Annotated in this window: 17 protein-coding genes; 5 read left to right on the forward strand and 12 right to left on the reverse strand. The window is 63.1% G+C overall.

The genetic code is table 11. The features are described 5' to 3' along the window. The 11 genes from radA to rpsF all read right to left on the reverse strand — a co-directional run. The coding region (radA, locus tag EN906_RS04510) for a DNA repair protein RadA (protein ID WP_127375080.1) at positions 1 to 1,176 on the reverse strand (1,176 nt) is incomplete at its 3' end. Between the two features lie 57 nt (positions 1,177 to 1,233). Further along, positions 1,234 to 2,724 carry a replicative DNA helicase gene (locus tag EN906_RS04515; RefSeq protein ID WP_127267851.1) on the reverse strand — a complete coding sequence of 497 codons (1,491 nt, stop codon included), beginning with the start codon at positions 2,722 to 2,724 and terminating at the stop codon, positions 1,234 to 1,236. Between the two features lie 227 nt (positions 2,725 to 2,951). After that, positions 2,952 to 4,181, reverse strand: a complete 1,230-nt coding sequence (locus tag EN906_RS04520) for an RNA polymerase sigma factor (RefSeq protein WP_127267850.1) — start codon at positions 4,179 to 4,181, stop codon at positions 2,952 to 2,954. Beyond that, positions 4,178 to 4,543 (reverse strand): YciI family protein, encoded by a 366-nt coding sequence (locus EN906_RS04525; RefSeq protein WP_027037981.1) that lies wholly within the window; start codon positions 4,541 to 4,543, stop codon positions 4,178 to 4,180. The genes EN906_RS04520 and EN906_RS04525 overlap by 4 nt, the downstream gene beginning before the upstream one ends. 46 nt (positions 4,544 to 4,589) lie before the next feature. Beyond that, a complete protein-coding gene (locus tag EN906_RS04530) occupies positions 4,590 to 5,303 on the reverse strand; it encodes a DUF1428 domain-containing protein (RefSeq protein ID WP_127267849.1) in 714 nt (237 codons plus the stop codon). Between the two features lie 141 nt (positions 5,304 to 5,444). Continuing rightward, entirely contained in the window at positions 5,445 to 6,416 is a 972-nt protein-coding gene (locus EN906_RS04535; RefSeq protein WP_127272491.1) for a small ribosomal subunit Rsm22 family protein, read from the reverse strand. A gap of 1 nt (position 6,417) precedes the next feature. Then, positions 6,418 to 6,741 (reverse strand): YnfA family protein, encoded by a 324-nt coding sequence (locus EN906_RS04540; RefSeq protein WP_127272490.1) that lies wholly within the window; start codon positions 6,739 to 6,741, stop codon positions 6,418 to 6,420. Positions 6,742 to 6,810: 69 nt separating this feature from the next. After that, positions 6,811 to 8,115, reverse strand: a complete 1,305-nt coding sequence (locus tag EN906_RS04545) for a cyclopropane-fatty-acyl-phospholipid synthase family protein (RefSeq protein WP_127272489.1) — start codon at positions 8,113 to 8,115, stop codon at positions 6,811 to 6,813. Between the two features lie 299 nt (positions 8,116 to 8,414). After that, entirely contained in the window at positions 8,415 to 8,999 is a 585-nt protein-coding gene (gene rplI, locus EN906_RS04550) for a 50S ribosomal protein L9 (RefSeq protein ID WP_023813757.1), read from the reverse strand. Positions 9,000 to 9,217: 218 nt separating this feature from the next. Further along, positions 9,218 to 9,466, reverse strand: coding sequence for a 30S ribosomal protein S18 (rpsR, locus tag EN906_RS04555; protein WP_006203718.1), 249 nt, complete (start codon positions 9,464 to 9,466; stop codon positions 9,218 to 9,220). Next, the gene (rpsF, locus tag EN906_RS04560) at positions 9,466 to 9,966 is read right to left on the reverse strand and encodes a 30S ribosomal protein S6 (protein WP_013532520.1); all 501 of its coding nucleotides are present in this window, start codon (positions 9,964 to 9,966) and stop codon (positions 9,466 to 9,468) included. Before rpsF ends, rpsR begins: the two co-directional genes overlap by 1 nt. Before the next feature lie 453 nt (positions 9,967 to 10,419). Between rpsF and EN906_RS04565 the strand changes: the two genes are divergently transcribed. Continuing rightward, the gene (locus EN906_RS04565) at positions 10,420 to 12,078 is read left to right on the forward strand and encodes a pilus assembly protein (protein WP_127269336.1); all 1,659 of its coding nucleotides are present in this window, start codon (positions 10,420 to 10,422) and stop codon (positions 12,076 to 12,078) included. Between the two features lie 41 nt (positions 12,079 to 12,119). On the opposite strand, the gene EN906_RS04570 is transcribed toward EN906_RS04565, so the two are convergent. After that, positions 12,120 to 14,054, reverse strand: coding sequence for an LTA synthase family protein (locus EN906_RS04570; RefSeq protein WP_164748926.1), 1,935 nt, complete (start codon positions 14,052 to 14,054; stop codon positions 12,120 to 12,122). A 275-nt stretch (positions 14,055 to 14,329) separates the two neighbouring features. On the opposite strand from EN906_RS04570, the gene fabD reads away from it, so the two are divergent. From fabD to fabF, 4 genes are all read left to right on the forward strand, one after another. Continuing rightward, positions 14,330 to 15,271, forward strand: a complete 942-nt coding sequence (gene fabD / locus EN906_RS04575) for an ACP S-malonyltransferase (RefSeq protein WP_127375081.1) — start codon at positions 14,330 to 14,332, stop codon at positions 15,269 to 15,271. A 57-nt stretch (positions 15,272 to 15,328) separates the two neighbouring features. Then, on the forward strand, positions 15,329 to 16,066 hold the full coding sequence (gene fabG / locus EN906_RS04580) for a 3-oxoacyl-[acyl-carrier-protein] reductase (RefSeq protein WP_127271122.1): 738 nt from the start codon (positions 15,329 to 15,331) through the stop codon (positions 16,064 to 16,066). A 210-nt stretch (positions 16,067 to 16,276) separates the two neighbouring features. Continuing rightward, positions 16,277 to 16,513 carry an acyl carrier protein gene (locus EN906_RS04585; RefSeq protein ID WP_006203723.1) on the forward strand — a complete coding sequence of 79 codons (237 nt, stop codon included), beginning with the start codon at positions 16,277 to 16,279 and terminating at the stop codon, positions 16,511 to 16,513. 34 nt (positions 16,514 to 16,547) lie between these two features. Continuing rightward, positions 16,548 to 17,810: a beta-ketoacyl-ACP synthase II gene (fabF, locus tag EN906_RS04590; protein ID WP_127273339.1), complete on the forward strand. Its 1,263-nt coding sequence runs from the start codon at positions 16,548 to 16,550 to the stop codon at positions 17,808 to 17,810. Positions 17,811 to 17,974: the final 164 nt, after the last annotated feature.

Below are 17,974 nucleotides of genomic sequence, written 5' to 3' on the forward strand. Positions count from 1 at the left end.
GCAACCGGCGGGAAGGGCAAGACCGGTGAGCGAGGAAACCAGGGCGGCCGCCACTGCCAGATCGGCCGCGGGCTCCGAAATCCGGTAGCCTCCGGCGACGTTGAGATAGACATCGTGGCTGCCGAAGCGCACCCCGCAATGGGCTTCGAGAACTGCCAGGATCATAGACAGCCGGGCGCCGTCCCAGCCGACGACGGCGCGGCGCGGCGTGCCGAGCGAGGAGGGTGCGACCAGTGCCTGGATCTCGACCAGCACCGGCCTTGTCCCCTCCATGCCGGCGAAAACCGCGGCCCCGGGCGATTTTGCATGGCGCTCGCCAAGGAAAAGCTCGGACGGATTGGCAACCTCGCGCAGGCCCTTGTCCGACATTTCGAAGACGCCGATCTCGTCGGTCGGTCCAAAACGGTTCTTCACCGTACGCAGGATGCGATAGTGATGGCCGCCTTCGCCCTCGAAGTAGAGCACGGCGTCGACCATATGCTCGACGACACGCGGCCCCGCGATCTGGCCTTCCTTCGTGACATGGCCGACCAGCACGATCGCAGCACCCGTGGATTTCGCATAGCGGATCATCGCCTGGGCGGCGGCGCGCACCTGTGTGACGGTGCCCGGTGCCGAATCGGCAAGGTCGGTCCACAGCGTCTGGATCGAATCCAGGATGACGAGATCAGGCCGCTTGCCGTCGGCGATCGTCGCCAGGATGTCCTCGACATTGGTCTCGGCGGCAAGTTCCACCGGAGAAGAGGCGACGCCAAGCCGCTGCGCCCGCAGCCTGATCTGCGCGACCGCCTCTTCGCCCGAGACATAGACGATGCGGTGGCCTTTTGATGCTAGCGCCGCGGCCGCCTGGGTGAGCAGCGTCGACTTGCCGATACCAGGATCGCCGCCGACCAGCAGCGCCGAGCCGCGCACGAAACCACCGCCGGTGGCGCGATCGAGTTCGCCGATGCCCGAAATGATGCGTGGCGCATCCTCGATGTCGCCGGACAGCGTGGTCAGCACCACCGCGCGGCCCTTGCGGGCATTGCGCGTGTTGGCCGGTCCTGAGCCGATGCCGCCGGACGTGCCTTCCTCGACCAGCGTGTTCCACTCGCCGCAGGCATCGCATTTGCCGGCCCAGCGCTGATGCACCGATCCGCAGCTCTGGCAGATGAATTGGACCCGGGATTTGGCCATCAGCGGGATGCTGCTTGAAAATGGTCTGGGCGAGGTTGGCTGGGGTAGGTCAAAAAGCTACTCGAACCTTTCCGGCAGATGATGCTCCTCGGCGAGGTCGGAGAAGCGGGTGAACTCGCCCTGGAAGGCAAGGCTGACGGTGCCGGTCGGTCCGTGGCGCTGCTTGGCGATGATCACTTCGGCCTTGCCCTGGACTTCGATCATCTTCGCCTCCCAGGCGAGATGCTCGGGCGTGCCTTTCTCCGGCTCCTTGTTCTTGATGTAGTATTCCTCGCGGTACACGAACAGCACCACGTCGGCGTCCTGCTCGATCGAACCCGATTCGCGCAGATCGGACAGCTGGGGATGCTTGTCGTCGCGGCTTTCAACCTGACGCGAAAGCTGTGAGAGGGCGATGATCGGCACGCCCAACTCCTTGCCGAGTGCCTTCAGTCCGGTGGTGATCTCGGTGATTTCCTGGACGCGGTTCTGCGACGCCTTGGCGGACGAACCCTGCATCAGCTGGATATAGTCGATGACCATCAGGTCAAGCCCGCGCTGACGCTTGAGGCGGCGGGCGCGCGCCGCAAGCTGGGCAATGGAAATACCGCCCGTCTGGTCGATATAGAGCGGCCGTTTATGGTTCTCCTGCGTGTAGGCAACGAGCTTGCCGAAATCGGCCTCCGTCAGATCGCCGCGCCGGATTTTCGACGATGGGATCTCGGTCTGCTCGGAGATGATGCGGGTGGCCAGCTGCTCCGACGACATTTCGAGCGAGAAGAAACCGACGACGCCGCCATTGGCCGCCTTGACCGAACCGTCGGCCTGCTGGGCAGGCTCATAGGCGGCAGCGATGTTGTAGGCGATGTTGGTGGCCAGCGACGTCTTGCCCATGCCTGGGCGGCCGGCGATGATGATCAAATCCGAAGGCTGCAGGCCGCCCATGCGGTGGTCGAGATCGCGCAGGCCGGTGGCAATGCCGGACAGGTGGCCATCGCGCATATAGGCCGCGCTGGCCATGTCGACGGCATTCTTCAACGCATCGGAAAAGCTTTCGAAACCGCCATCGTAGCGGCCGTTTTCGGCCAGCTCGAACAGCCGCCGCTCAGCATCCTCGATCTGTTCGCCGGGCGCCATGTCGACCGGCGCGTCATAGGCGATGTTGACCATGTCCTCGCCGACCGTGATCAGCGCGCGGCGCGTCGCAAGATCGTAGATGGCGCGGCCATAGTCGGTGGCGTTGACGACGGTCACAGCCTCGACCGCCAGCCGCACGACATATTGCGCCATCGTCATGTCGCCGACCTTCTCGTCGGCGGGCAGGAAGGTTTTCAGCGTGATCGGCGTCGCGACCTTGCCCATACGGATAAACTCGGACGCCACCTCGAAGATCTTGCGGTGCAGCGGCTCGTAGAAATGGCTGGCCTTGAGGAAGTCCGAGACGCGATAGAAGGCGTCGTTGTTGACGAGGATGGCGCCGAGCAGCGCTTGCTCGGCCTCGATGTTGTTGGGCGCTTCACGATAAAGCGGTGTTTCCGCCACGCCGAATTTTCGCGCTGCTTCTGCCATGATATCCCCGATTTCGATCCCGGCCTTTCGATATCAGAACGTGACAAGTCCATGCTGACTTATCTGCACCAGTGCCTGTCCAATCAGCTTTGATACCCGCGATTCACAGCCGAGTTTTTTCGGTGGAAAGAATCACAATTGACTCGAATCGAAAGAACGATTGTAGCGCATCTATAGGGAGAACAAAACGAGAAAACAAGCGCTGGGTTCCTGTGCCGCCACTCCGTTCAAAGCTGACCGAGTCGCCCCTCGATGAACCGGCGTTCCGCCGGTTGCCGGGTCAACTCGATCGCCCGCCGGTAGGAGGTCCTTGCCGCTTCGGTTAAGCCAAGCCTGCGCTGCATGTCTGCTCGCGCCGCGTGCGCCAGATGGTAGCCGTCCAGCCCGCCTTGTGCCATGACCGCCTCGATTTCCGCCAGTCCGGCCTGCGGGCCGTCGCGCATGCCTATGGCCGCGGCGCGGTTGAGTGCCACGACCGGTGAGGGGTCGACGCGGCCGAGCACATCGTAAAGCGCGACGATCTGTACCCAGTCGGTCTCCGCCGTGCCTGCCGCCTCGGCGTGGACGGAAGCAATGGCCGCCTGCAGGATATACGGTCCGATGCGGCGCGAGGCGATCGCCCGACCGATCAGGCCGTCGGCCTCGGCGATCGGCGAACGGTCCCACAGCGTGCGGTCCTGATCCTCCAGCAGGACAAGGTCGCCGCTGGCATTGACCCGCGTCGCGCGCCGCGCCTCGTGCAGCAGCATCAGGGCAAGCAGCCCTTGCGCCTCCGGCTGGTCGAGCAGTTCGACCATCAGCCGGCCGAGCCGGATCGCCTCGGCGCACAGGTCGGCCCGCGTCAGGTTCGGCCCCTCGGTGGCCGCGTAACCCTCGTTGAAGATCAGGTAGATCACCTGCAGCGCGCTCTCGAGACGCACCGGCAGGTCGGCGCGGTCGGGCACCTCGTAGGGGATCGCCTCGTCCCGGATCTTCGCCTTGGCCCGCACGATGCGTTGCGCGATGGTCGGTGTCGGCGTCAGATAGGCGCGGGCGATCTCTTCGGTGGTCAAACCACCCACTTCGCGCAGGGTCAGGGCGATGCGTGCATCCGGCGCCAGCGCCGGATGGCAGCAGACGAAGATGAGCCGCAATTCATCGTCCTGGATGTCTTCCGGCATGGCCGGCTCCCGTGTCGGCTCGGCCAGCGCCGTGAGTTCGGGCAGAGCCCCGGCCAGCCGTGCTTCCCGGCGCCAGCGGTCGATGGTCCTGAAGCGGCCGGCCGAGACCAGCCAGGAATAGGGGTTGGCCGGCACACCCTGGCGCGGCCATTGCTCGGCGGCAGCAGTGAAGGCCTCATGCAAGGCCTCCTCCGCCGCGTCGAAACCGCCGAGCAGGCGGATCAAGGTCGCCAGCACGCGCCGCGCCTCGGTGCGGTAGGCCGCCTCCAGGGCATCGCGGGGGCTGGTGGTGCTCACAGGACCGGCGGCGGCTGGCTGAAGTCGACGACCGGGCGAACTTCGACAAAGCCGATCGTTGCCAGTGGATGGCCGCTCGCCACTCGCACCGCCTCGTTGAGATCGCGGGCCTCGATGACGATGATGCCGCCCAGGATCTCCTTGGTCTCCATGAACGGGCCGTCGACGGTCGACATCTTGCCGTCGCGGACCTGCACGGTCATTGCCTCCTCGGGCAGCACCAGGGCCTCGGCGGTTACGAAGTGGCCGCTGGCTTTGAGCACCTCGTCATATCCGGAGCACTCGGCCAGCACGGCATTGGCCTCCGGGCTGCCGCCGAACAATGTTTTGGGGTGGTAATAGATGAGACAGGCGTAACGCATGGTGGGTTTCCTTTTCCAGGATTGTCGAAAACTAGGGTTCTTGGGATCAGGCGTCGAGGATCGGCGCAAAGCCGCCATGGACCCGGCGCTGGTTGTCGTAGGGCATGGTGTCGGCATACATGCGCGGATCGGCAATCACCTTTTTCCAGGCGTCATCGCGCACCTGCTTCGACGGCCATTCGACCCAGGCATAGACGACGACCTCGTCGCCCGTTGCTTTCACGGCGCCACGGTAGTCGGTGACCTCGCCGTCGGGAACATCGTCGCCCCACGCTTCGACAACGCGGGTTGCGCCGTGTTCCTTGATCACCGCGGCCTGCTTCGTCGCTACGGCAAGGTAGGCCTGCTTGTTGGCGGCCGGCACCGGCACCAGCGAGCCATCGATATAGCCCGTCTTGCCGGTCGTGTTCAGGTCGATGAAGGGCGTGAAGCCACCGATGATCATGCGCTTGCCGTCAAAGGGCATGGAAGCGCCGATCTCCGCCATGCGCGGGTCGCTCATCATCGTCTGATAGGCCGCGTCCGCCGCCGCCTTGTCCGCGTATTCGTGCCATGAAAAGGTGATGACTTCATCCGGCTTTGCCTTCACGGCTCCCTTGAAGTCGGTGATCTTGCCGCCGGGCACGTCGTCGCCCCATCCTTCGACCATGCGGGTGGTGCCGAACTCCTTCAGCACCGATGCCACCTCGGCGACATGCCTGCGGTAAGCTTCCTTGTTGGCGGCGGGCACCGCGGCGACAAATCCTGCGATATAGCTCATTGCGTTTCTCCTATTGGCTGATGCCGTTTGACACTCTTGGCGTCTCGAAAGGTCCGAGAACGCCAATGGTCGAACGGCACGGCCTGGATTCGACATCGCTTCGAAATTTTTCTTCGAGGCGGTCGCAAACGCTGCTGCTGTCTATTCGGAAGCCAGCCTGTCGCCCCAGTCCAGCCGCCGGGCCAGCTTGAAGTCGGCGCCGTCGCGCTTGGTGAACAAGCGCTCGGCGGCGGTGCCGTCGTCCCGGCAAAGTTTGAGCAGAACCTTGCCGGAACCGGATTTCGGCGGCGCAAGAACCCGCGCTTGGTGCGATGTGAGTCCGTCGCGAGAAGCCGCGACATAGATGAATTTCTCATCTTCCCACGGCACGTCGGCGTCCTTGGCCAGCCGGTGCAGGCGCGAGCGGGCGACGCGGCGGGAAAAGTGGCACCAGTCGGGCGCGGTGAGCGGGCAGGGCGCCTGATGCGGGCAAGGCGCAAGCACATGCGCGCCCGCCTCGATCAACTGCCGGCGCACGGCAAGGATGCGCTGCCAGCCGGCGGGGGTGCCCGGCTCGACCACAAGCAGCGTGTCGGCGGTGAGTTGCCAGAGGCGGTCGATGAGCTTCGGCAGTGATGCGGGAGCGATTTCGTCGAGCACATAGGCGCACGTGACCAGATCGGCCGGCTCGATGTCGGCAAGGTCGATGGTGGCATCACCGGCCAGCCATCTGGTCTGGGCGGCAATTGTGTCGCCGGCAAGCGTCTCGCCGACCTTGCGCACCGCGGCACTGGCTTCGAACAACACTGCCTGTTCGAGATCGGGCCACTGGTCGGTCGTGGCCCAAAGCACCGTGCCAGGGCCGGCGCCGACATCGAGCAGGCTCCTGGGTTGAAAGCCGGGCTTTGCGTCGCTCAGCGCGTCGAGGCTGGCGCGGATCGCGGCATAGGTCGCCGGCAGCCGCGTCGCCAGATAGGCTTTCACTGCCAGGTCCTCGGCCATGTGCAAACGGCCGTCACGCAACTCGGCACGATAACGGTCGGACAGCGTTTTTGCCGCTTGCTTGAGTACCGCAAGAGGAACGTTTTCGAGCAGGCGCTCGACACCTTGGCGAAGGGAGGCCGGCAACTCCATCTCACGCGCCCCGCGGGACGAGAAGGATCACCGAAGCGCCGGCAATGCAGAGCGCGGCACCGGCAAGATCCCAGCGGTCGGGGCGAACGCCCTCCACCAGCCACAGCCAGCCAAGCGACGCCGCGATGTAGATGCCGCCATAGGCGGCGTAGGCGCGGCCGGCGGCTGACATGTCCACCAGCGCCAGCAGGAAGCCGAACAGGGCAAGCGAGGCGAGGCCGGGAAGAAGCCAAAGCGGCGACTTTTCGAGCCGCCACCAGGCCCAGAACGAAAAGCAGCCGGCGATCTCGGCCAGAGCGGCGGCGGCATAGAGGACGTAGGTCATGAAAAAAAGGTCCCGCGACAGTCACGGGACCTTTTTCAGTGCAGGCGCCGGCAATGGCAAGCGGCAATGCTATTCCTGGTCGGCAACCTTGCGGCGGCGAGCCGGCTTGGCGGCCGGGCTCTTTTTGACGGGAGCCGTTTCACGATGCCCCATGTCGCGCATCTCAAGCGCTTTTTCGCATTTGGCCATGTAGTCGCGTGTCATCGGCAGCGTGTCGTTCTTCTTGGCGATCTGGATCTGGAAGATCACCAGGTCCTGCCAGCGGAAGGCGGCTTCCGAGGCCGCCAGGTAGAATTCCCACATGCGGCAGAAACGCTCGTCATAGATCGCCTTGGCCTTGTCGCGATTGGCGGCGAAGCGCACGCCCCAGTGCTTCAGCGTATCGGCATAGTGGAGCCGCAGGATCTCGACGTCGGTGACGACCAGGCCCGACTTTTCGATCGCCGGCATGACTTCCGAGAGCGACGGGATGTAGCCGCCCGGGAAGATGTATTTGCGGATGAAGGCGCTGGTCGCCCACGGCACGCCGGAACGGCCGATCGTGTGCAACAGCATCACGCCATCGGGCTTGAGCAGCGTCGCGCTCTTGTCGAAGAAGGTGCGGTAGTGGTTGACGCCGACATGCTCGAACATGCCGACCGAGACGATGCGGTCGAAACGCTCGTTGAGTTCGCGGTAGTCCTTCAGCTCGAAATGCACACGGCTTTCCAGCCCTTGCGCGTGCGCCCGGTCGGTGGCTACGCCATGCTGCTCGGTCGACAGAGTCACGCCCTGCACGTCGACGTCGAACGCCTTGGCGAGGTAGAGGCCAAGCCCGCCCCAGCCGGAGCCGATGTCGAGCACGGTCTGGCCGGCCTTCAGCCGGAGCTTGGCGGCGATGTGGCGTTTCTTGGCGGCCTGCGCTTCGTCGAGCGTCATGTCCGGCTGCTCGAAATAGGCGCAGGAATATTGCATGTCCTCGTCGAGGAAGAGCCGGTAGAGGTCGCCCGACAAATCGTAGTGTCGCTGCACGTTGCGCCGCGAGCGCGAGGCGGTGTTGATCTGCTGCAGCCGGCGGAAGGCGTGGCGCAAGCCTTCGATGGCCTTCGACCAGGTGGCGTCGATGCCGCCGCTGCCCATGTTCTGGAAGGCGATGCGCATCACGCCCAGCACGCCGCCTTCGAGAATGTCGAGTTCGCCGTCCATGTAGGCTTCAGGCACCGCCAACATCGGATCGAAGGTGATGGCGCGCTCGGCATGCGCGGTCTTGATGTGCATGTGCACCGGTTCGCCGCTGCCGTCGCCGAAAACCACAGCCGAGCCCTTGGGACCAGTCACCTTGAGATTGCCGGTACGCACCAGGCGGTCGAGAACGCGCTTCAACAGAATATTCATGACCAAATGTCCCCTCTCGGCCAGACAGGCTGCCTTGGCGCGTGACCGCGAAAATCAGTGTCGATTTCCCCGAAGATCTTGCGCCGAACCAAAGTTGCACAGCGTGCTTTGCGCGGCCAAAGGACGCGCGACGCCATAGTCTGCAACAATATATAGGGGTTCGAAAAGTTCCATTTGGCACAAAAATGCCCGGGCGAGAGGCCCGGGCATTGGTCCAGCATGGCTGGATGACGGCAAAGTGATCGAAGCACGCTTCAATCGAGATCGGAGCGCAGCTTCAACCTCTTTGCTATGGATGATCAGGCGTTGTCTTCGCCGCCTTCAAACTCGGTGTTCGGATCGAAGAAGTTCTCCGGCCGGGCGTTGTCGTTGATGTCGTCGCCATAGATGGCTTCGGCGGTGGTCAGAGTCTCGCCCTTGGCCTGGCGCTCGGCTTCGTCGGCCGTGCGGGCGATGTTGAGCGTGACGGTGACCTCGACTTCCGGATGCAGCGCGATCGCCACATTGGTGACACCGATGGTCTTGATCGGCTGGTTGAGCAGGATCTGGTTGCGGTTGATCGAGAAACCTTCCGCCGTCAGCAGATCGGCGATGTCGCGGGTCGAAACGGAACCGTAAAGCTGTCCGGTTTCGCCGGCGGAGCGAACGGCGATGAAGCTCTTGCCGTCGAGCTTTTCGGCGACCTGGGCTGCTTCCGACTTGCGCTCGAGGTTACGGGCTTCGAGCTGGGCGCGCTGGCCTTCGAACTTCTTCTTGTTGGCTTCGTTGGCGCGCAGCGCCTTACCCTGCGGCAGCAGGAAGTTACGGGCGAAGCCGTCCTTGACCTTGACGGTATCGCCCATCTGGCCGAGACGGGAAACGCGTTCGAGAAGAATGACGTCCATGGTTTTGTTCCTTCGGTTGGGCGCCAATCGATCGATGAGATCGACGCCGAATGTCTTGGGAACAGGTCAGGAAGCTTGAGCGCCTTTGGCGCTGGTGTCGCTGTCCTGCCTGTTGCGGCAGTTAGAGGTTTTGACCTCAACCCGGGATTTGATGTTCGGCCCTGCGGCGCCCGTCGCCGTGGGAAAGAGCGGGCGGCGAACCGCCCGCATTTGAGATATTAGCGAACCACGTAGGGCAGCAGGCCGAGGAAGCGGGCGCGCTTGATCGCCTTGGCGAGTTCGCGCTGCTTCTTCTGGCTGACGGCGGTGATGCGCGACGGCACGATCTTGCCGCGCTCAGAAATGTAGCGCTGCAGCAGACGCACGTCCTTGTAGTCGATCTTGGGCGCGTTGGCGCCGGAGAACGGGCAGGTCTTGCGGCGGCGATGGAACGGGCGCCGGGTCGGGATCTGATTGATGTCGACCATTATTCTGCACCCCCTTCAAAGCCTTCGCGCGGACGGCGCGGACCACGATCGGCACCGGCGTCGCCGAACGAGCGCGGCGGACGATCGCCACGGTCGCCGCGATCACGATCGCCGAACGAACGCGGACCACGATCGCCACGGTCACGGTCGCCGAAGCCGCCGCGTTCCGAGCGCTCTTCGCGCTTCTGCATCATGGCCGACGGGCCTTCCTCATGCGCCTCGACCTTGATGGTCAGGAAACGCAGCACGTCCTCGGACAGGCCCATCTGGCGCTCCATCTCGTTGAGCGCGGCCGCCGGGCAATTCAGGTCCATCAGCGTGTAGTAAGCCTTCCGGTTCTTGTTGACCCGGTAGGTGAGGGACTTCAGTCCCCAGTTCTCGACCCGGCCGACGGACCCGCCATTAGCGGAGATGACACCCTTGTACTGTTCGACAAGCGCATCGACCTGCTGCTGCGAGAGGTCCTGCCGGGCAAGAAACACATGTTCGTAAAGAGCCATTATGTCCTATGCCTTTCTTCGTTTCTCTCCCGGTTCCCGGCGGCAAAAGCCTCTGCAACTTCTCTGACCCGCAAACCCTCGAAGGGGCAGGGGGAAGAAAGGAGCATGACGAGACGGTCGAGAGCGGAGACACGGGAGGCGGAAGCACTTCCGGCTTCACACGAAGGTTCTGAAAAACCTCCGGCCCTCCGTTCAGCCCCCAGCAAGGACCGGCAGATTGCGGGCGTCTATACAGCAATCCGGCCGCAAAGCAAGCGCAAGCGGCATTCCCGTGTGTCATAGCCGATGATCGGGGAGCAGCAACGGTCGGAGTTGTGGTTTCCGGCAACCACGTCTTAACCACACCAGCAGGTTGTGTGGAGTTGAAGCCTGGCCATCAACGGTCGATTCATCATCGAAGGCGCAAAAGCCCGGACAACCGCGCAAAAGCGGCAAGCATTTCCGGGGGTAAGGATGCTTTTCAACAAATTCTGGCGCTCGAAGAGCGGCAATTTCACGCTTGTGCTGGGACTGGGTTTGCCGGTCATCCTGACGGCAGTCGCTTTCGCAACCGATATCTCGACCCTTATGCGAGCCAAGAGCAATCTGCAGAACGCTCTTGATTCGGCAAATCTTGCTTCTTCGCACCTTGGCGATCTCGACATCACCCGCAATGACGCTTTCAACCGCTATTTCCAGGCCAACATCGTCGGTCATGGCGAACTCGGCAATGCGCAGGCGACGCTGACTGTCGATAAGGGCGTCAACTTCGTCAAGACAAAGGCGATTGCCTCGGCGGACGTCAATCTCAACTTCGCCTTCCTGTTCGGCGACAGCAAGCACATCGTGGTCGATGCCTCGGCGGTCGAATCGAACAACCAGCTCGAAGTCGTGCTGGTACTGGACAACACCGGCTCGATGGCCGGCGCGCGCATGACGGCACTGAGGACGGCGACAAAATCGTTGCTCGACACGCTCGAAGCGGCGAAATCGCCGACGCGCAAGATCCGCGCCTCGCTGGTTCCTTTCGTAACCGCCGTCAACGTCAATGGCGACGGCTTCGACCCGTCCTGGATCGACATGGACGGCAAGTCCTCAACCAACGGCGTCAATTTTCCCGTCATCGACGGCAAGCGGCCGAACCACATGGCGCTTTTCAAACAGCTCAAGAAGACCGGATGGACCGATGCCGGATGGAATGGCACCGGATGGAAGGGTTGTGTCGAGGCGCGGCCAGGCGCTTACAATATCTCCGACACGCCACCCGACACGGCCAAGCCCGACACGCTGTTCGTGCCGTACTTTGCGCCGGATGATCCCGAAGACGCCCAAAAGCCGTCTGGCTCCTATGGCAATTCGGATAAATACTACAACAACTCCTATCTCAACGATGTCAGCGACAAAACCAGGCTTGCCCAGTCGGGCATCAACATCCTGGGCATCGATCTCAGCAACCTGCTCGGCAATCTCATCGAACTTCTGTCGCCCGATGACAGGGCTGCCAGGGAAAAGATTGCCAAATATGTTGCGCCCGCCAAGGAACTCATAACCGAGATCGGCTCTCCCATCACTATCGGTCCGAACCGTGCGTGTCCGACCCCGGTGGTCCCCCTGACCGACGATTTCGACAAGCTGCGCAAGGCTGCCAGTCAGATGACCGAGTGGAACGGTTCGGGCACCAACGTCTCCGAGGGCCTGTCATGGGGTATGCGGGTGCTGTCGCCCGCCGCGCCCTACACCGATGGGGCGCCGTGGAAGACGCCCGGCATCAGCAAGATCGTGCTGTTGCTCACCGACGGCGAGAACGTCGTCTATGGCGCCAGCCAACAGCCGACGAAATCTGACTACACATCATATGGTTATCTGGCCGGCGGCCGTTTCGGATCAGATAACCAGACGACCGCTGCGCGCAATGTCGACGGCTGGACCAAAAACGTCTGCACGCAATTGAAGAACGAGGGCGTGCAAATCTACACCATGGTGCTGCAATCCGACACCGCAGCCAACCGCGCGCTTTACAGCGCCTGCGCTTCTGATCCGAGCGGCTATTATGCAGTCAACGATCCGACCAAATTGCCGGACGTTTTCCAGCAGATCGCCAACAAGTTCTCGAAGCTGCAATTGACGAACTGAACGCGCGATCCGACACAGACGAGCCTGAGGGATCGTTGGGCTCAACTCGTATGGGCGACAACCTTGTCCTTGTCGACCGTTTCGGGGAAGAAGTCAGGCGCTGCCTGACGCTTGCCGAACATCATATCGTACTGCAGCAGGCGGAAATCGCGGATCGCCGGATCGATCTCCTTCTGCCGCGCCCAATCGGGCGTGGCTTCGCCAGCCGGCGTCAGCAGAAGATTGCGGTCGACGACACGGTAGCGTTCGCTCATCTCGCCCAGGAAGCCGGTGTAGTAGGGATGGCTGATTCCGGCCGTTTTCAGGATATGATAGGGCAGGAAGGCTGGGCTGACGGCACCCATCTGCTCAGCCGGCCCGGTGCGGTTCGACCAGATGACCAGCGGCGTCTCGTGATGCTCGAGAGCAGCCTCGGGCGACGCTTCCTTGCGCGGCGCGACATTGTCCTTGAGGAAGCCGGTTTCGACATAGACCGGCCCCAGCGGCGGCAGATGGTCGCCGAAGAAGGCGATTACGGTGGGGCGGGAGCGTTTCTTGGCCCATTCGACGAGGCGTTCGAGGCCGCGATCGGCATCGGCTGAGCCCTCGGCGTAGCTGAGTAGCGATTCGCGCGCCCACTGGCTGATCGGCGCCTGCACCCTATGCGTGGGATTGTAATAGCGGTTCGGCTCGTAGGGACCGTGGTTTTGCAGGCTGACCGCAAAGAAGAACACCGGCTCGTCGCTGGCGTCGGCCTCGCTGATGATCTCGTCGGTCATCGCCGCATCCGATGCCAGTGGCCCGCGCTTTTGCATTGGCGGCAGCGTCTCTTCCGACATGAAATCGTTGAAGCCGAAATCGGCATAGACCGCGCCACGGTTCCAGAACCAGTTGGTGCCGGGATGGATGGCGCGCGCCCGGTAACCCTGGCTCTTCAGGAAGGTCGCGAGCGAAGGCGTCGGCGTGCGCACATATTGCTGATAGGGGATGCTGCCTGCCGGCAGGAACGCGTTGGAGAAGCCGGTCAGCGCCTCGAACTCGATATTGGCGGTCATGCCGCCGAACTCCGGCGAGAACATCGAGCCCGAGCGCAGCGCCCGCACATTGGGGATTGGATCTGGCGTGATGGTGACGCCAGGCAACTTGGTCGGATCCCAGAAGGATTCGCTCATGACGATGATGATGTCCGGCTTCTCGGCCGGCACCGAGGCGGTCACATCAGGCCTGGCTATCGCTGCGATCGCCTTGTCGGAATAGCCCGGCGGCGCCGAGACATGCGCCATCGGCACGTTGAGGGCAAAGGCCAGCGCAAAGCCGTTGGAGGCATAGTTTTCCTTCTGGTCCCACATGATCGGGATGATCTGCAGCCGATCCCTGGTCCAGGAGAAGGTGGCGTAGTCCATGATCGAAACGAAGAAGGCGAGCAGCGGCACTGCCAGCGTCAGCCGCGCAAGGCGCCCCTTGCGGCTGAGTGCGGGAACCTTGCGGCGCCATAGCCGCCAGCCGTAGACGAGCAGCGACAGGCCGGCGACGATGCCGACGACCATGGCAAGCGCGGTCATCGGCCGTTCGCGTACCAAAAGCGGCAGCAGCGCGAAGATCTGGCGGGCATAGAGGAAATCGGTCGGATAGAGCGGATCGCCGAGATAGTGCGACTTCTGGTGACCGACGAAAGCAAGCGACAAGGTCAGCGGCGCGACGATCATCAGGCTCTGGTGGCTGCGGCCGAGCACCGCATCGAAGCCGATCAGGAGCAGCGCAAACACGACGATGGTGGTCCAGCCCGGCTTGAACGGCTGCAGGAAGAAGGAGATGGTTCCGGCAAAGTCGCCGCGCACGATCAGTTCGATGGCAAACACCAGGATAGCGGCAATCGCCAGGCTGATCAGCCCATAGCGCACGACCGGCCATCTCCTGCCCGGCAGATAGCCGGTGGAGGGGTCGTCTTCCAGGAACTGTGGCGCGGCCTTGCCGGTGCGTTTGTAACTCTTTGCCACTTTAACTTCCCCACCCAGCGACAAGCGCGTCACTCGATTGTCATGGAATTGTCACGCAAAGCTAGCGCCTGTAACGGAAATAAGAAGAGCCAGCAAACGAATCGTGAGCGGTTTTCATCAGGAGTGATCGCCAAAAACCCTTTCGCAACAGGCACTCGGCGGACGAGGCTGCCCTCGGGCAGGGTCGAACCGGGCTTGACTTGGCGCCCCGCCATGCGTCACAGGCAAGAAAAACCGTCTTCAGGCAAGCAAAACCAGCCCTTGGGAGCCCTCGCATGGCCGTTGCATTCACCTTTCCCGGACAAGGCAGCCAGGCGGTCGGCATGGGCAAGGATCTCGCCGACGCCTTCCCCGAAGCGCGCAGGGTCTTCCAGGAAGTCGACGATGCGCTCGGCGAAAATCTGTCGGAGCTGATCTGGGAAGGGCCGGAAGAGACGTTGACGCTGACCGCCAACGCGCAGCCGGCGCTGATGGCGGTGTCGCTGGCCGCGATCCGGGCGCTGGAATCGCGCGGCTTCTCGCTGAAAGGCAAGATCGCCTATGTCGCCGGTCATTCGCTGGGCGAATATTCGGCGTTTGCCGCTGCCGGCTTCGTTTCGGTTGCCGATGCCGCCCGGTTGCTGCGCATACGCGGCAATGCCATGCAGGCGGCGGTGCCGGCCGGCGAGGGCGCCATGGCGGCGATCATCGGATTGGAACATGCCGATGTCGAAGCCGCTTGCGCGGAAGCCGCCAAAGGCTCTGTCTGCCAGATCGCCAACGACAATGGCGGTGGCCAACTGGTCATCTCCGGCGCCAAGGCCGCGGTCGAACTGGCCGCGAAACTGTGCACCGAGAAAGGCGCCAAACGCGCGCTGATGCTGCAGGTGTCCGCGCCCTTCCATTCCGCGCTGATGGCGCCGGCCGCGAACGTCATGCGCGAAGCCCTGGCCGGCGTGGCAAAGAACGCGCCGGTGGTTCCCGTCCTCTCCAATGTTACGGTCAGCCCGACCAGCGATCCAGACGAGATCGCCCGCCGCCTGGTCGAACAGATAACCGGCCGCGTGCGTTGGCGCGAGACGGTGGAATGGTTCGGCGCAAACGGCGTCACCACGCTTTACGAGATCGGCGCCGGCAAGGTGCTTTCAGGATTGGCGCGGCGCATCAACCGCGATGTCGCCACCGCGTCGGTCGGCACCGCGGCTGACGTCGAGGCGGCCATGGCGGCGCTTGCATAAAGCGTCATTTGATCCCATCCCTGTAAAGGGTGTTCTCTTCTCAATCAGGAGACAAAAATGTTCGAATTGACTGGCCGCAAGGCGCTCGTCACCGGCGCATCCGGCGGCATCGGCGAGGCGATCGCCAGGATGTTGCATGCGCAGGGCGCGATCGTCGGCCTGCATGGCACCCGCGTCGAGAAACTGGAAGCGCTGGCTAGCGAGCTTGGCGACCGGGTCAAGCTGTTCCCGGCCAATTTGTCCAACCGTGAGGAGGTCAAGGCGCTCGGCCAGAAAGCCGAAGCCGATCTCGAAGGCGTCGACATCCTGGTCAACAACGCCGGCATCACCAAGGACGGCCTGTTCGTGCGCATGTCGGATGCCGACTGGGACAGCGTGCTCGAGGTCAACCTGACCGCCGTGTTCAGGCTGACCCGCGAACTCACCCACCCGATGATGCGCCGCCGCCATGGCCGCATCATCAACATCACCTCGGTGGTCGGCATCACCGGCAATCCCGGCCAGACCAATTACTGCGCCTCAAAGGCCGGCATGATCGGCTTCTCCAAATCGCTGGCACAGGAGATCGCCACCCGCAACATCACCGTCAACTGCGTCGCCCCGGGCTTCATCGAATCGGCGATGACCGACAAGCTCAACGACAAGCAGAAAGAGGCGATCATGGCGGCGATCCCGACGCGGCGCATGGGCACCAGCGTTGAAGTCGCGTCCGCCGTCGCTTATCTCGCCTCCAACGAAGCCGCCTACGTCACTGGCCAGACCATCCACGTAAATGGCGGCATGGCTATGATTTGACGAGGTTCGGCAGCAACGCCGGCGGGTTGTGAAAAGAGACCATTTCGGCTTGGACCTCAGCTATTTTTCGTGTAATGCGGCCCGCAACCCGGCGGTTCGGGCAAAAACCGGTCCGTAGTCGTTGCGTTTCCGGCAGGACCATCTTTCAGCTTGATTAGCGGCATTCTGCCCGCTAACGAAGACAGACAAACAAAAGACGAGGATGCCCAAATGAGTGACACCGCAGAGCGCGTCAAGAAGATCGTCATCGAGCACCTTGGCGTCGATGCCGACAAAGTGACGGAGCAGGCGAGCTTCATCGATGATCTGGGCGCCGACAGCCTCGACACGGTCGAACTCGTCATGGCGTTCGAAGAAGAATTCGGCGTCGAGATTCCCGACGATGCGGCTGAGACCATCCTGACCGTTGGCGATGCCGTGAAGTACATCGACAAGGCTTCGGCCTGACGCTTTCCGCAGTCATCACCGGGGAGGACCTGCGATGAGGCGTGTCGTCGTCACGGGCCTTGGGTTGCTGTCGCCGTTCGGCATGGGCTTCGAGCACAGCTGGAAGGAACTTCTGACCGGCCGCAGCGCTGCCAAGCGCATCACTGAGTTCGAGGTGGAGGATCTTGCCTGCAAGATCGCCCACGTCATTCCGCGTGGTGACGGCAGCAATGCCACCTTCAATCCCGAGGCCGTGCTCGAGCCCAAGGAACTGCGCAAGATCGGCGACTTCATCCTTTACGGGATTGCCGCCGCCGACGAGGCGCTGAAGGATTCCGGCTGGGAACCCAAGACGCATGAAGAGCGGTGTGCCACCGGCGTCCTGATCGGCTCCGGCATCGGCGGCATCGAGGGCATCGCCGAGAACGCGATGATCCTCAAGGAGCGCGGCCCGCGCCGCATCAGCCCTTTCTTCATCCCGGGCCAGATCATCAATCTCGTCTCCGGGCAGGTTTCGATCCGGCACGGACTGAAAGGCCCGAACCATGCCGTCGTCACGGCCTGTTCGACCGGCGCGCACGCCATTGGCGATGCTGCCCGGTTGATCATGTGGGGCGATGCCGACGTGATGGTCGCCGGTGGCGCCGAAGCGCCGGTGACGCGGCTGTCGATCGCCGGCTTTGCCGCATGCCGGGCACTGTCGACGGAACGCAATGATTCGCCGCAAACGGCGTCGCGACCCTATGATCGCGACCGCGACGGCTTCGTCATGGGCGAGGGCGCCGGCGTTGTCGTGCTCGAGGAGCTCGAACATGCCAGGGCGCGCGGCGCCAAGATCTATGCCGAGGTGACGGGTTATGGTCTCACCGGCGACGCGCATCACATCACCGCGCCCGCCGAGGATGGCGATGGCGCCTTCCGTTGCATGACGGCGGCACTGAACCGGGCCAAGTTGACGCCGGCCGATGTCGACTACATCAACGCGCACGGCACCTCGACCATGGCCGACACGATCGAGCTCGGCGCGGTCGAGCGGCTTGTCGGCAATGCCGCATCGAAGATTTCGATGTCGTCGACCAAGTCGTCGATCGGCCATCTGCTTGGGGCGGCGGGTGCCGCCGAAGCGATCTTCTCGATCCTTGCCATCAGGGACAATGTCGCGCCGCCGACCATCAACCTCGACAACCCGGAACGCGAAACCGCGATCGACCTGGTGCCGAACAAGCCGCGTGCCCGCCAGATCGACGTGGCGCTGTCCAATTCCTTCGGCTTTGGCGGGACCAACGCGTCGCTGGTCTTCCAGCGCTACAATGGCTGATCGTCCGGCTGCCGGGCGGCGCTTCGGCGTGCCGTCAATTTTGCCATATTCGCCCCTACTCTGCCGCTGGGGATTCGTTGGGCGATCAAACGGTAGGGCGAAATGAACACAAATCCGGCAGGCAACGGAGAATTCGGGCAACGGCCGCCGACATCCGGCCCGAT

The organism is Mesorhizobium sp. M7A.F.Ca.CA.004.06.1.1 (genome assembly GCF_003999135.1).
GTDB lineage: Bacteria > Pseudomonadota > Alphaproteobacteria > Rhizobiales > Rhizobiaceae > Mesorhizobium.